At 39.3% G+C, this 14,298-nt stretch carries 18 protein-coding genes; 4 read left to right on the top strand and 14 right to left on the bottom strand.

What is annotated here, in order from left to right; translation table 11 throughout:
• Nucleotides 1–29 precede the first annotated feature (29 nt).
• From rpmC to AC6IWN_RS18840, 12 genes are all read right to left on the bottom strand, one after another.
• Nucleotides 30–239, bottom strand: a complete 210-nt coding sequence (rpmC, locus tag AC6IWN_RS18895; protein WP_497989684.1) for a 50S ribosomal protein L29 — start codon at nt 237–239, stop codon at nt 30–32.
• Nucleotides 229–666 (bottom strand): 50S ribosomal protein L16, encoded by a 438-nt coding sequence (rplP, locus tag AC6IWN_RS18890; RefSeq protein ID WP_497989682.1) that lies wholly within the window; start codon nt 664–666, stop codon nt 229–231. Before rplP ends, rpmC begins: the two co-directional genes overlap by 11 nt.
• Nucleotides 666–1,325, bottom strand: a complete 660-nt coding sequence (gene rpsC / locus AC6IWN_RS18885; RefSeq protein WP_497989680.1) for a 30S ribosomal protein S3 — start codon at nt 1,323–1,325, stop codon at nt 666–668. Before rpsC ends, rplP begins: the two co-directional genes overlap by 1 nt.
• 11 nt (nt 1,326–1,336) lie before the next feature.
• Nucleotides 1,337–1,720, bottom strand: a complete 384-nt coding sequence (gene rplV / locus AC6IWN_RS18880; RefSeq protein ID WP_497989678.1) for a 50S ribosomal protein L22 — start codon at nt 1,718–1,720, stop codon at nt 1,337–1,339.
• Nucleotides 1,721–1,752: 32 nt separating this feature from the next.
• Nucleotides 1,753–2,031: a 30S ribosomal protein S19 gene (gene rpsS, locus AC6IWN_RS18875; RefSeq protein WP_497989676.1), complete on the bottom strand. Its 279-nt coding sequence runs from the start codon at nt 2,029–2,031 to the stop codon at nt 1,753–1,755.
• Between the two features lie 101 nt (nt 2,032–2,132).
• Nucleotides 2,133–2,975 carry a 50S ribosomal protein L2 gene (rplB, locus tag AC6IWN_RS18870; protein WP_497989675.1) on the bottom strand — a complete coding sequence of 281 codons (843 nt, stop codon included), beginning with the start codon at nt 2,973–2,975 and terminating at the stop codon, nt 2,133–2,135.
• 85 nt (nt 2,976–3,060) lie between these two features.
• Nucleotides 3,061–3,360 carry a 50S ribosomal protein L23 gene (gene rplW, locus AC6IWN_RS18865; RefSeq protein ID WP_497989673.1) on the bottom strand — a complete coding sequence of 100 codons (300 nt, stop codon included), beginning with the start codon at nt 3,358–3,360 and terminating at the stop codon, nt 3,061–3,063.
• Entirely contained in the window at nt 3,360–3,980 is a 621-nt protein-coding gene (gene rplD / locus AC6IWN_RS18860) for a 50S ribosomal protein L4 (RefSeq protein ID WP_497989671.1), read from the bottom strand. The genes rplW and rplD overlap by 1 nt, the downstream gene beginning before the upstream one ends.
• A gap of 27 nt (nt 3,981–4,007) precedes the next feature.
• Complete coding sequence (gene rplC / locus AC6IWN_RS18855; protein ID WP_497989669.1) at nt 4,008–4,637, bottom strand: 50S ribosomal protein L3; 630 nt, start codon at nt 4,635–4,637, stop codon at nt 4,008–4,010.
• Nucleotides 4,638–4,825: 188 nt separating this feature from the next.
• The gene (gene rpsJ / locus AC6IWN_RS18850) at nt 4,826–5,137 is read right to left on the bottom strand and encodes a 30S ribosomal protein S10 (protein WP_497989667.1); all 312 of its coding nucleotides are present in this window, start codon (nt 5,135–5,137) and stop codon (nt 4,826–4,828) included.
• Between the two features lie 595 nt (nt 5,138–5,732).
• Entirely contained in the window at nt 5,733–6,080 is a 348-nt protein-coding gene (locus AC6IWN_RS18845; protein ID WP_497989665.1) for a hypothetical protein, read from the bottom strand.
• Nucleotides 6,081–6,143: 63 nt separating this feature from the next.
• The gene (locus AC6IWN_RS18840) at nt 6,144–7,007 is read right to left on the bottom strand and encodes a class I SAM-dependent methyltransferase (protein ID WP_497989663.1); all 864 of its coding nucleotides are present in this window, start codon (nt 7,005–7,007) and stop codon (nt 6,144–6,146) included.
• Nucleotides 7,008–7,443: 436 nt separating this feature from the next.
• Here AC6IWN_RS18840 and AC6IWN_RS18835 point away from each other — a divergent pair, with 436 nt between their 5' ends.
• From AC6IWN_RS18835 to AC6IWN_RS18820, 4 genes are all read left to right on the top strand, one after another.
• Complete coding sequence (locus tag AC6IWN_RS18835) at nt 7,444–8,118, top strand: PspA/IM30 family protein (protein WP_497989660.1); 675 nt, start codon at nt 7,444–7,446, stop codon at nt 8,116–8,118.
• Nucleotides 8,119–8,261: 143 nt separating this feature from the next.
• On the top strand, nt 8,262–9,404 hold the full coding sequence (locus AC6IWN_RS18830) for a hypothetical protein (RefSeq protein ID WP_497989658.1): 1,143 nt from the start codon (nt 8,262–8,264) through the stop codon (nt 9,402–9,404).
• Complete coding sequence (locus AC6IWN_RS18825) at nt 9,404–10,198, top strand: TPM domain-containing protein (protein WP_497989656.1); 795 nt, start codon at nt 9,404–9,406, stop codon at nt 10,196–10,198. Before AC6IWN_RS18830 ends, AC6IWN_RS18825 begins: the two co-directional genes overlap by 1 nt.
• 83 nt (nt 10,199–10,281) lie before the next feature.
• On the top strand, nt 10,282–11,298 hold the full coding sequence (locus AC6IWN_RS18820) for an SPFH domain-containing protein (RefSeq protein WP_497989654.1): 1,017 nt from the start codon (nt 10,282–10,284) through the stop codon (nt 11,296–11,298).
• 103 nt (nt 11,299–11,401) lie between these two features.
• Here the strand turns inward: AC6IWN_RS18820 and AC6IWN_RS18815 are convergent, their stop codons facing one another.
• Complete coding sequence (locus AC6IWN_RS18815; RefSeq protein ID WP_497989652.1) at nt 11,402–11,935, bottom strand: GNAT family N-acetyltransferase; 534 nt, start codon at nt 11,933–11,935, stop codon at nt 11,402–11,404.
• A 263-nt stretch (nt 11,936–12,198) separates the two neighbouring features.
• Nucleotides 12,199–13,914 (bottom strand): phospho-sugar mutase, encoded by a 1,716-nt coding sequence (locus AC6IWN_RS18810; protein WP_497989650.1) that lies wholly within the window; start codon nt 13,912–13,914, stop codon nt 12,199–12,201.
• Between the last annotated feature and the right edge of the window lie 384 nt (nt 13,915–14,298).

The following is a 14,298-nucleotide window of genomic DNA, read 5'->3' as shown; positions in this document are numbered from 1 at the left end:
TAACCGGCAGTTAAACAACCGATCCGTGATTATTTAGAAGCCTTAGAAAGTTCAGAGATTACTGTCTGAATTCTTGCGATGTTTTTTCTAACTTCTTTAATTCTGCTTGTGTTATCCAACTGGTTTGTTGCATTCTGGAATCTTAAATTGAATAATTCCTTTTTAGCAGCTACTAATTCGTTATTTAATTCTGTAGTTGTTTTTGCCTTTAACTCTTCTACATATTTATTAATTTTCACTGTTTGCACCACCTTCTAATTCTGCGCGGGATACGATTTTACACTTCACCGGCAATTTGTGCATAGCAAGACGTAATGCCTCTCTTGCTACTTCTTCAGAGACACCCCCGATTTCGAACATTACACGACCCGGCTTAACTACTGCTACCCAGTACTCTAAGGAACCTTTACCGGAACCCATTCGAGTTTCAGCTGGCTTAGCTGTTACAGGTTTGTCAGGGAATATTTTAATATATACCTTACCACCACGCTTTGTAAAACGTGTCATAGCGATACGGGCTGCTTCAATTTGATTGGATCTGATCCAACATGGCTCAGTAGCTACAATACCAAATTCACCTTGGTTAATTGTATTGCCTCTGCAAATCTTACCGGCCATACTACCGCGGAACTGCTTACGGCGTTTAACTCTTTTAGGCATTAACATTAGTTATCTCTCCCTTCTGCTTTCACTGCTTTTACAGGAAGGACTTCACCAAGGTAAATCCAAACTTTAACACCTGTCTTACCGTATGTGGTTTCTGCTTCTGCAAATCCATAATCGATATTAGCACGTAAAGTCTGTAACGGGATAGTACCTTCATTGTAGAACTCTGTACGAGCCATATCAGCACCGCCAAGACGACCAGCAACTGCAGTCTTGATACCCTTAGCACCAGACTTCATAGTTCTTGACATAACGGACTTCATAGCTCTTCTAAATGAAATACGGTTCTCAAGCTGAGTAGCGATATTCTCTGCTACTAACTGTGCATTGAGATCAGGTCTTTTAATTTCTTTGATTTCGAGGTTTACTTTTTTATCAGTGAACTTCTGAACTTCTCTCTTTAAGTTCTCGATCTCAGCTCCTGCTCTACCGATTACAACACCCGGTTTCGCTGTGAAGATGATTATTTTTAAGCGATCAGACGCTCTTTCAATTTCAATCTTAGAAACGCTTGCGCTATATAACTTCTTTTTCAGAAATGTTCTGATGTTGTAGTCTTCAACAAGATTATCTGCGAAATCTGCTTCAGCATACCATCTGGAGTCCCAATCTTTGATAACTCCGACTCTTATGCCATGAGGATTAACTTTCTGTCCCATTATTTCCCTCCTTATCTTTCATTAAGCACTACAGTAATGTGACACATTCTCTTCTCGATACGATAAGCAGTGCCTCGTGCTCTTGGTCTGATTCTTTTCATAATCGGACCCTGGTTAGCAAAACATTCATCAACGTAAAGCTTCGCAGCATCCATATTCTTAACTTCAGCATTAGCGATTGCTGATTTTAATATTTTTTCTATTACTGCAGATGCGTATCTTGGGCTGTATGCCAGGATACCAAGTGCTGTCTGTACATCCTTACCACGAATGGCGTCTAATACGAAACAAGCTTTCTGAACAGAAATTCTAGCAAATGATAATTTTGCGCTTGCTCTGTTGTCTTTCTGCTCATTTCTAGCTCTTTTTATTTGGGATCTATGTCCTTTCGCCATGGATGAACCTCCTTCCATCTAATGCCTAAGCATTATCTTCTTGTTTTCTTTTCGTCTTTTCCGTGACCTCTATAGGTTCTGGTTGCTACAAACTCACCAAGCTTGTGTCCAACCATATCTTCTGTCACATATACCGGAACATGTTTTCTTCCGTCATGTACTGCGATTGTATGACCAACCATCTGAGGGAAAATTGTTGAACGACGAGACCATGTTTTGATAACAGTCTTCTCACCGCTTGCATTTAAAGCATCAACTTTTTTCAATAAATGATCATCAGCAAATGGTCCTTTTTTTAATGAACGAGCCATGTATTCTAACCTCCTTAGAATTAATGACAAATGAATTTACAATTATGAAACTCATCTGTATACCACTATTGCATTCGAAATCCAATGAAACGATTTTTCAATTATTTAAATGATTTACCGTCTCTTCTTCTTACGATCATCTTGTTTGTTTGCTTATTGTGCTTTCTTGTCTTAAGACCAAGAGCAGGTTTACCCCAAGGAGTAACAGGGCCTGGACGACCAATACCTGTTCTACCTTCACCACCACCGTGAGGATGGTCATTCGGGTTCATTACGGAACCACGTACAGTAGGTCTGATACCCATGTGACGTTTACGTCCTGCTTTACCAATATTGATAAGTTCATGATCAATATTGCCAACCTGACCTACAGTTGCTCTACAAGCGATAGGAACAAGTCTCATCTCGCCGCTTGGAAGTCTAAGTGTAGCATATTTGCCTTCCTTCGCCATAAGCTGTGCGGAGTTACCTGCGGAACGAACTAACTGTCCACCCTTACCAGGATATAACTCTACGTTGTGAATCTGTGTACCAACAGGAATGTTCTGAAGAGGTAAACAGTTACCTACTCTGATTTCTGCTGTTTCACCATTCATTATCTTTGTTCCTACTGTAAGACCGTTAGGAGCAAGGATGTATGCTTTCTCACCATCAACATAACTGATTAATGCGATGTTTGCTGTTCTGTTAGGATCATATTCGATACTAACTACAGTTGCAGGAATACCGTCTTTTCTTCTCTTAAAGTCGATAATTCTATATTTTCTTCTAGAGCCACCGCCCTGGTGTCTTACTGTGATCTTACCCTGGTTATTACGTCCTGCATTCTTATTTAAAGAAACGATTAAGGACTTCTCAGGCTTTGATGTGGTAATTTCTGAAAAATCAGAACCAGTCATGTGTCTTCTGGAAGGTGTATATGGGTTATAGGTTTTAATTCCCATGATTTGCACTCCTTTCAAAACGATGCTAAATATTGTTTTCTTAACATCTCATATATTACGGAAAAACGTTTTTATCTTTCGCGTTTTATAGACCTGAGAAAATCTCGATCTCTGCGCTGTCAGCTGTTAACTGAACAATTGCCTTCTTAACCTTAGAGGTTTTACCGGATGTAGCGCCACGTCTACGTGTCTTACCATCCATGTTGATGGTGTTTACATTAGCTACTTTAGCACCAGTGAACATTTTTTCAACTGCTTCTTTAATCTGGTTCTTTGTAGCTTCCGGATGAACTGAAAATGTGTATTTCTTCTCTCCCATGGAGCTCATACTTTTTTCAGTTACGATAGGCTTAAGGATTACATCATAATATTTAATATTAGCCATTATGCGTACACCTCCTGGATTTGAGCTACAGCATCTTTAGTCAATACCACAGTATCATACTTTAAGATGTCGTATACATTAATGGAGTTTGTTAATACTGTTCTTACCTTAGGAAGATTTCTAGCAGAAAGTGCTACATTATCATTCTTCTTATCAAGTACGATAAGTGCTTTCTGTAATTTGAAATTATCAAGAACTGCTTTCATCTTCTTAGTTTTAATCTCATCAAAGTTTAACTCATCAATAACTACGAATTTTGCATCGTTTACTCTTGATGTTAAAGCTGATTTGATTGCAAGAGCTTTTTCCTTCTTATTCATCTTGAAGGAATAATCTCTTGGCTTTGGAGCGAATACAACGCCGCCGCCCTTCCATTGAGGGGCTCTGGTTGAACCCTGTCTTGCATGACCGGTTCCCTTCTGTCTCCAAGGCTTTTTACCGCCACCACGTACTTCTGCACGTGTCTTAGCGCTTTGTGTTCCCTGACGTTTGTTCGCTAACTGCTGAACAACTGCCATATGAACTAAATGATCATTTATCTCTACTCCGAAGACTGCGTCGTTAAGTTCTAATGTACCAACTTCCTTGCCTTCGATATTAAAAATCTTTACATTTGCCATTTATGCTTCCTCCTTTCTTAAAGCTAATTACGCTTTAACTGTCTCCTTCAGCATTACTAAGGATTTTTTAGGTCCAGGTACTGCACCTTTAACAAGAATGAGGTTTTTCTCAACATCAACTCTTACAATTTCAAGGTTCTGTACTGTAGCCTTAACATTACCCATATGACCAGGCATGTGCTTACCTTTGAATACTCTACCTGGTGTGGTAGCAGCACCATTGGAACCTGCATGTCTGTGATGTTTGGAACCATGTTTCATAGGTCCTCTGGATAAGTTATGTCTCTTAATACCGCCTTGGAAGCCCTTACCTTTTGTCTTTGCTGTTGCGTCAATTCTATCACCTTCAGCAAAGATGTCAGCTTTGATTTCCTGACCAACTGTATAATCAGCTGCATTATCAAATTTAAATTCTCTTAAGAATCTCTTACTAGCAACACCCGCTTTCGCAAAGTGTCCCTTTCTTGGCTTGTTTACCAGAGTTTCTCTGATATCACCGAAGCCTACCTGTACAGCTGAATATCCATCATTATCAACAGTTTTAACCTGTGTAACAAAGAGCGGGCCAGCCTGTAGTACAGTTACCGGAACAAGTACTCCGTTTTCACCGAAAACCTGAGTCATACCGATTTTTGTAGCTAAAATCGCTTTCTTCATTTTCTTACCTCCTGTTTAATCTACAGCGGATTGCCACACGATATCGTGATATCGCGTTTTTAATGCAATCATCCTAGATGGTTATATACAAACATATATGAACCCTAAGGATTTCTTCTTAATTAATTGTTTTGTCTTTCCTATGATGTCCATCATCGTGAGCGATGACTTTTTACACATTAGACGAATTATTTCATCTTAATGTCGATGTACACACCAGCAGGCATTTCCAATCTGGATAATGCATCTACTGTCTTCTGGGTTGGTGTGATGATATCGATTAATCTCTTATGTGTTCTTTGTTCAAACTGCTCTCTGGAATCCTTATACTTGTGTACCGCTCTAAGAATTGTTACGATTTCCTTCTTAGTAGGCAACGGAACTGGTCCGCTCACCTTTGATCCTGTCTTCTTAACAGTATCAATAATTTTTCCTGCAGATTGATCGATCAACTGATGATCATACGCCTTCAATGTGATTCTCATTACTTGACTTGCCATAAAAAAAGCCGCCTCCTTTTCGCACTTAATTTCAGTACGACAAGTGGTGACTGTACACTCATCCGTGTGTATCTTCGTTATCCGAACAACAAAGCAAACCTATACGGATTTGCCATGTAATGTACGAAATGATTTTCACACGTTTTATCTGCCCGATGGCAGAACATTATATGGTACAGTGACTTGTCGCCAGTTTCATAACTTGACCTTCGCTCCACGGAAAACCTACCGCACTCGGTAGCAACCTCACGTTTCAACGCTATCAATGTCACAACACGGGTTATTATACACTAAAGAGCAATGCATTGCAAGTACTTTTTTCAAAAATATACAAATTTATAATTGTTATATTTTGTCATGTATAATTGCAGTTAGTATTTCCAACTTATTTTATATTATGTATGAAAAATTAATTATTTAGTTTATTCTCTTTATCCAATGTAATTTAGGATGTTAAGCTTTGCACCCTGTACGGAATTCTTTATTCTATTTAAAAAATAAAAAAGCCATATTGTCTTCTACAGACAATATAGCTTTGAATATAATTCCATTTAATTTTGCAATTCCTAGGAACAATCAGTTTAATTAAAGTTTCCTACTTATCATATCCAACTACTGTCCATATCCCCGTATAATTACAGCGGAACAGCCTGGTTAAATATACTTTTTTTGCTGGGCTGTTTTTATTATGGATCTCAACGATTGCTTTTTTGCTATCCTGATAAATTAATGCGATCTCATCATAAGCAATCGGATAGTCGCCTACAATACCTTCAGGAGAAATCAGCAGACTGGCAAATACCTGAGCCACAAATACTGGATCAAGCTTCCAAGGGGAATGCCCCTCATCTACACTCAACTGCTCCTGCTCTTCCTCATGAATCTTATATGGCACCTTAACCTGTGGGATATCCTTTGTAAGTGGGTTACAAAAAACTCTCATGGCTGCACCTGTTATTTCTTATTTAATACATTATATTCTTTTACCACTCGCATTGCTCCACTTTTATGCTTCCCAACGTCCCGAGGCACCACAGGGAAGAACCAGACCGTTGCCAGACACAGGAAGTCCAATTTCATCCGAGTTAACCTTCCCACCGAATTTGCTCTTTATCTCTGTGGATAGCATATATGACAATACGCCCGGTTGAAGGCCGGTTGTGTAGGAGTTGATTAGGAAAAATAACGGCTCATCGCTTAACACCTGCGTACAGAGCTGAACAAAAGGATGGATGCTGTCTTCAATCTTCCATATCTCACCCTTTGGACCCCTGCCATAGGACGGCGGATCCATTATTATGGCGTCATATCTATTCCCTCTGCGAATCTCTCGCTCAACAAACTTCACACAATCATCAACAATGTAACGAATCGGAGCTTCTCCAAGCCCGGAAGCTGTAGCATTCTCCTTCGCCCAGGTCACCATTCCCTTTGACGCATCAACATGGGTAACTGCCGCGCCGGCTTTTGCTGCTGCCAGAGTTGCACCACCTGTATAGGCAAATAGATTAAGAACTTTAATCTGTCTATCCTTCACCGTTTTAATCTTGTCCGAGAACCAATCCCAGTTCACTGCTTGCTCTGGGAATAAGCCGGTATGCTTAAAGTTGAAGGGCTGAAGGTTAAAAGTCAACCCCTTATAGTTGATATTCCACTGCTTTGGAAGATCAAAAAACTCCCACTCGCCGCCGCCCTTTGAACTTCTGTGATAATGCGCATTCGGCTTCTTCCATCCCTTATTACTTTTCACCGTATCCCATATAACCTGAGGATCCGGTCTTACTAATATATAATTCCCCCAACGTTCTAGCTTCTCACCCTTAGAGGTATCAATTACTTCATAGTCTTTCCAATCGCTTGCTATCCACATAACTTTCTCTCTTTCTAAAACTGTATTATTGATTTGAGTTAGTTGCCTAAGATTACTTGTTTGCACTTCTTATGGCATGCATTATTCCTAGTATATTAACAACCTTCAAATGATAAGGTCTTTTGACACTCTAGTCATTATTCTTTCCTATTATAATATACCACCTTGATAAATACAACGAAAACCTCCTTCTTCTCATGTGAGCTACCAATCATATAGTGCCTTTTCTCAACTAAGATTCCTCTTATTATTCTAACCATATTTTAACTTGACGTTACATAAGATTAATTATAAACTTAATTACATAAATAGGTTATACGTTAACGATATTTCTTCTAGTTTATTAGGCTAAAGTTTCAAGATACAACTTGGAACAACTATCAATTATATGATACGGGAGCGATGATCTCCCGATGATAAGGAGGATTATTCATTTATGAGTATTTTAACAAGATTTCGCGACATTATGTCCAGTAACATCAACGCACTATTAGATAAGGCAGAGGATCCTGAGAAAATGATCGACCAGTGTCTTCGTAATCTGAATTCCGATCTTGGTAAGGTAAAATCCGAGACCGCCGCTATCATGGCAGAAGAGCAGCGTGCAAAACGTGTGCTAGATGATTGCAACGAAGATATTACCAAAATGCAAACCTATGCGGTTAAAGCATTAGAATCCAATAATGAGGCAGATGCAAGAAAGTTCTTGGAACAGAAAGCTTCTTTGTCTGCCAAGCTCTCCGGTCTTCAGGAAGCATATGATCTGGCTCATGCCAATGCAACTCATATGCGTGAGATGCACGACAAGCTCGTGAAGGACATCGGCGAGTTAGAATCCCGCAAGGATATGATTAAAGGTAAACTGGCTGTCGCTAAGACACAGGAACGTATCAACAAAATGGGCTCCACCGTTACGGGAGCAAATAATTCAATGGCAAGCTTTAAGAGATTTGAGGATATGGCTGACAAAGCCCTGGATAAAGCGAATGCTATGGCCGAGTTGAACCGTTCTACCGAAGAGGATTCCATCGAGGATTTAACACGCAAATACTCCACCGATGCAAGCGTAGATGATGAATTAGCTGCTTTAAAAGCTAATTTAAACAAATAAGACCATCCTTAATAATTCATAAAAATGTTGGTAGATTTCATAAAATATTAATACGATGACAATATACTTATAAGACTTTCAAAATGTCCGCTAAAGTTAATACGGAAGCTTAGCGGACATTTTAGCGAGCAAGGAGGTTAAGAATGGCCACGGTTATTCAATATAAATGTCCTAACTGCGGAGCAGATATGGCATTCGATACAACAACCGGTATGCTACGCTGTGGCAGCTGTGGAAGAACGGATAGCATTGAATCAATGGCAGGGCAACAGCATTCACGCGGAGGCGATTACACTTATGATATGAACGAGGAGGATCGACGCGCCGCTGATGCCGCCTTCAACCAGGAATATTCTGATACAACCGATACGGACGAACCCAGTAATCATTCCACCTTTGATAATGATGAAGCAATAGAGTATCACTGCAACAACTGCGGCGCGGTACTGATCACCGACGCCCAGACCACCGCCACCACCTGTAGCTTTTGCGGGGCAGGCGTGGTTCTTGGCGACCGACTGTCTGGCAGTCTGGCACCTGCTAAAGTTATACCATTTACTATTAATAAGGAACAAGCCCAGGAAGCATTTAAAAAATGGTGCAAGAAGGGTCGTTTAACCCCTTCTGATTTTATGACTGCGGATCGAATTAAGAATATAACCGGTATCTATGTTCCCTTCTGGTTATACGATTTGAACGGACGCGGCGAAATCGATGCAACCTGCACGAAAGTTCGAACCTATACCATGGGTGATTGGATCTATACGGAGACAAAGTACTATCATGTATACCGAAAGGTAGATCTGAACTATTCCCGGATTCCCTGTGATGCCTCTAAGAAGATGGAGGACAAAATGATGGATAAGCTCGAGCCCTATGAATACGTCAACCTGAAGGATTTTAATATGCCCTATCTTGCTGGTTATATCGCAGAAAAGTACGATTTCGATGATAATGAGATGTTACCGCGCATCAAGCAACGTACACAGTCCTATGTGGAGGGCTACATAAATTCCACAATTGCAGGATATGCTACGGTAAATATCCACAATAAGGACATTTATATCCGCAAACTTAACTCTGAATATACATTGATGCCGGTTTGGATGGTTTGTTATGATTATAAAAAAGCGGATCACATCTTTGCGATGAATGGTCAGACCGGTAAAGTGGTAGGGAGACCTCCACTAAGCATTGGTAAAATCGTAGCCTGGTTCGGAGGAATCTCCATCGCATCCTTCGCTTTAATGCGTATCCTTACATTCTTAATAGGAGGTGGCTTCTAATGATACAATTCATCTCTAACAAGCGAAGGCTGGTATCTATAATCATAGCATGTTTTATCGCTACGTTACTCCTGCCTTTAACGCATAGCCTGGCTGCCGAGAATGATAAAACTAAGGTTGGCAACTCAACCGAGTTACAAAATCAACATGTATACGATAATGCGAAGCTTTTATCCACATCCGAGGCGAAAGAGCTGGAGCAATTGTGTATGGAGAAAGGGCAAGATAGCGGAATTGATATCATGCTCCTCACAAAGAGTGATACAGACTCCTCAGACCCCGAAAGATATATTGAAGATTTTGAGGATCAGCTACCTGTCGGAGACAGGGTTTATATCTTAATTGATATGAGTTCACGTGAAATTAAGATGCAGGGATATGGAAAAGTGGAGTCTTATATTAACTCAAACCGTATTCAAGCTATTACGGATAAGATGGTACCTTACGTGCAAGAAGGTAATTACTATAATGCTTTTACCTTATCCATCGATAAGTCCGCTAAGTATATGAAGAAAAAGCCTGAGAATATCATAATGAATGTCTGGTTACAACTGCTTGTTTCACTTATCATCGGAGGAACAGTGGTCGGCATATGGGCTTATAATGCCGGCGGCAAAATGACCACGGGTGGCGGTACTTACATGGATCCGAATCACTCCGGATTAATCGGACGACGTGATGATTATCTTCATACACAGGTTACACGTGTAAGAAAGCCTCAGAACAATGGAGGTTCAGGCGGTGGAGTGTCACCTGGAGGACGCTCTCATAGTTCAGGTGGATCTAGTTTTTAACAAATGATTCTTCCAAATTGGGTATTAATTTTTATAACATATGAGTTCTACTTAAAACAAACATAACTATAGGAGGAAAATATATGGGTTTGTTTTCAAAGCAGTTTGCAAACGTCGTGGAATGGCAGGAATTTCGCGAGGATATGGTATTTTACAAATGGAATAACGACGAGATCAAGAAAGGAAGTCGACTAATTATTCGTCCCGGTCAGGATGCAATCTTTCTTTATAACGGAAAAGTCGAGGGTATCTTTAAGGATGAAGGCGATTACGATATCGAATCCCAGATCATTCCCTTTCTGTCCACATTAAAGGGTTTTAAATTCGGCTTTAACAGTGGTATGAGAGCCGAAGTTCTCTTTATAAATACGAAGGACTTTATCGTAAAATGGGGCACTCAGAACGCTATTAATATTCCTACGCCTCAACTTCCCGGAGGTATGCCAATTCGCGCAAATGGTACCTTTACCTTCCGTGTTAACGATTACGTCAAATTAATCGATAAGATTGCCGGTATAAGACAAAGTTACTTTGTTGAAGATGTCAAACTTCGTATCACAAGTGTTCTGGATCAACTTTTGATGAAATGGATCTCAAAGGAAGGCAAGGATATGTTCAATCTTCAAGCGAATTCCTTTGATATCGCAAATGGAATCCGCACCGATCTGGATATGCAGATCTTTGATACCGGATTATCCGTAGTTGGTTTTAACATTATGAGCTTTACCTATCCGGAGCAGGTTCAACAGATGATTAATAAGAATGCCTCCTTCAGCATGGTGGGTGACTTAAATCGCTATCAGCAGGTAGCTATGACAGAAGGCATATCAAACGGTAATATTCACGGTGGTGGGGTTGCAGGGGATATGGCCGGAATGATGATGGGAATGAATATGGCTGGTCAAATGATGCAGAATATGAACCAGGCGAACAATCAGTCCAACAATCAACCAAACACTCCGTTGAGTAATCCAACTGGTGCTCCATCAAATACACAGAATAATTCAACTAGTGGGGCTAAACCGAACTTCTGTCCAAATTGCGGAACCAAAACAGGTGAGGCTAATTTCTGTCCAAACTGTGGGCAGAAGTTAATGTAAGGACAATTTATTTAACGTTTAATAAATGGAATTATATCTAGATTTATTAGAGAATCGAAGAGATCATGATACTGACTTAGAAAATTAGTTAGAATGTGTGTGACTATAAAGTATGGGTGTCAAGTCGATATTGCATTACAATGACATTCCAGTCTCTTCGATTCTCTCCTTTTGAAATTACCCGATTAATTTCTTGAAAGCCTTGGAAAGACCAAAAGTCAAATGCTTTTATATTATTCTCCACACATCCTAAACGTAGAAATTGATATCCCTCTTCTTTTGACTTCTCTATAAAATCTCTTATGAGTTTCTTGCCATATCCTTGCCTATGGTATTCTCCATGAATCATAAATAAACCAATAAACCGAATCTTATTCTCGGGATACCCATCTATGTAATCCATAATGGATAGTAGCTTTTCATTTTGATAAAACCCAATAAAATGTTTTTGTGAAGCATTGGTATTCGGCGGTAATTCTGTCATATCCTCAATTACCTGTTCATAAGTCACCTCATCTTCTTGAAGAAAAGTAAAGTATTCATGATTGGTTCTCATTAATTGTAATACGATATCAGCATCCAATAGACTAAGCTCTTTTATTTGATATGTTTCTATCTCCTTCTGAAAGTTACACATAATCTAAACCTCTCCTTCCCTTTGTTAATAGCCTGATAAATATAAAATATAACGAAATATAAATTGTCATTATCACATATCATTCCATTCTCACATAAGTGACTTGGCTTTACACTTACAAAGCATGCCCCCTTCCTTATGGACAATCATATAACAGAAATACTATTAGTAATATCACAATTTCTAATTATATAATAATAGATTGGGTTCTAGAACCCAATCTATTATTATATAAACTATTAAAATTGACTATCACGTTATCATTAATCCACTTTAAACACTTCATCATTCATTAACTTCTTAAGCTTCACGTCAGCGTCTTCTGCAGTGTCACCTTTCACACCGAAGTAGAACTTAATCTTAGGCTCTGTACCGGATGGTCTTACTGCACACCATGCATTATCATTTAATTCAAAGTATAGAACATCGGATTTTGGTAAACCAGTTGGCTCAACCGAAGCACTCTCAATATCAGTGATGGTATCAAGCTTATAATCTCTTACCTTAAGAACCTTATAATCACCTGCTGACTTCGGAGGATTTACACGGTAGCCTTCCATGATCTCCTTAATCTTACCCATACCTTCGATTCCCTTTAAGGTTACCGATACAAGATCTTCCTTAAAGTAGCCGTATTTCTTAAAGATATTGTTCATCTGCTCATAAAGCGAGATACCTTTTGATTTATAATATGCTGCTGCTTCACAAAGACACATAACTGCTACAATAGCATCCTTGTCTCTGGAATGTGTACCAACTAAACAGCCATAGCTTTCTTCGAAACCAAATACATATTCATTGCTGCCAGTTTCCTCAAAAAGTTTAATCTGCTCACCAATATATTTGAAGCCGGTTAATACTTCAATCAATCTTGCATTGTAATATTCTGCAATCATATCGGAGATATTACCAGTTACAATTGTTTTAATTAGTGCAGCTTTCTTTGGAAGAATTCCTTTTTCCGCTTTCTGAGAGAATTCATATTCCGCAAGGAGCGCGCCGGTCATATTACCATTAAATAATACGAATTCACCCTTCTCATCTCGAACCATGATACCAAGACGATCTGCATCCGGGTCAGTTGCAAGAATTAGATCCGCTCCAACCTCCTGTGCTAATTTGATTGCCAGTGTAAATACCTTTGGATCTTCCGGATTTGGATAACCAACGGTTGAGAAATCAGAATCTGGAAGCTCCTGCTCCGGAACTACATATACATTCTCAAAGCCTAACTCCTTAAGAATTCTTCTAGCCGGAATATTACCGGTTCCGTGTAATGGTGTATATACGATTTTAAGCTTCTTGCTTTCGTCATTAATCGGATTAATTACTAGCTTCTTAAGCTCTGCAATATATTTATCATCCATGTCCTCACCGAGGATTGTAAGCAGACCTTTTTCCATTGCTTCTTCCTTGGATATAATCTTAGCTTGTGAAAAGTCAGAAATCGAATTTACTTCACCGATAATCTCAACATCCTTCGGTGCAGTAACCTGAGCGCCATCCTCCCAGTATACCTTGTAACCATTGTATTCCGGCGGATTGTGGCTTGCTGTGATAACAATACCTGCTGTACAACCGAGGGTTCTAACCGCAAAGGAAAGCTCCGGAGTTGGTCTTAAGGTTTCAAACAGGTAAGCATGAATTCCATTCGCAGCCAGACATAGTGCGCTGTCAAGTGCAAATTCCGGTGACATTCTTCTGGAATCATAAGCGATTGCAACACCCTTGCTCTCTGCTCCTGCTTTCTTAATTGTATTTGCCAAGCCCTGTGTCGCTCTTCTCACGGTATATATGTTCATTCGGTTTACACCTGCGCCAAGAATTCCTCTCAAACCGCCGGTACCGAATTCAAGATCCTTGAAAAATCTTTCCTGAATCTCTTTATCGTTATCTTTTAATGCAGATAATTCTGCTCTAGTCGCTTCATCAAAGTAAGTGTTCGTTAACCATTCTTGATACTTTTTTAAATGTTCCATGCGTTAAATCTCATCCTTTCATATTACAAAACCAACCGATGGACAATGTATATTTATCCATCTATGTACTACATTATTCATTGGGGAATACATAGTTCAAAAACATTTAGTACTATGATACAATGCTTTATTTGTAATTGCAATGGTTTTTGGTGAGGAAAGATTTAATTTAGTTTCTATACTAATAGATGCATAAACGTCTCATAGAAGGTTAGCAACTTCTCAGGTAATTGATGTCATATCTCATGCCACGATATGTACTTTAATGTATGAGTTTGTTTACTTCAACCCATTGTCCATACTTGAGAATCAATCCAATCATAAATTGTGTAATCAAGATAAGAAACAAAAAAACAAACAGAGATACAATAAATGTACTTCCTA

This window comes from Variimorphobacter sp. HTMS_6, assembly GCF_059717775.1.
Note: the sequence above shows the minus strand (reverse complement) of the source record. Positions and strands in the feature narration are given on the sequence as shown.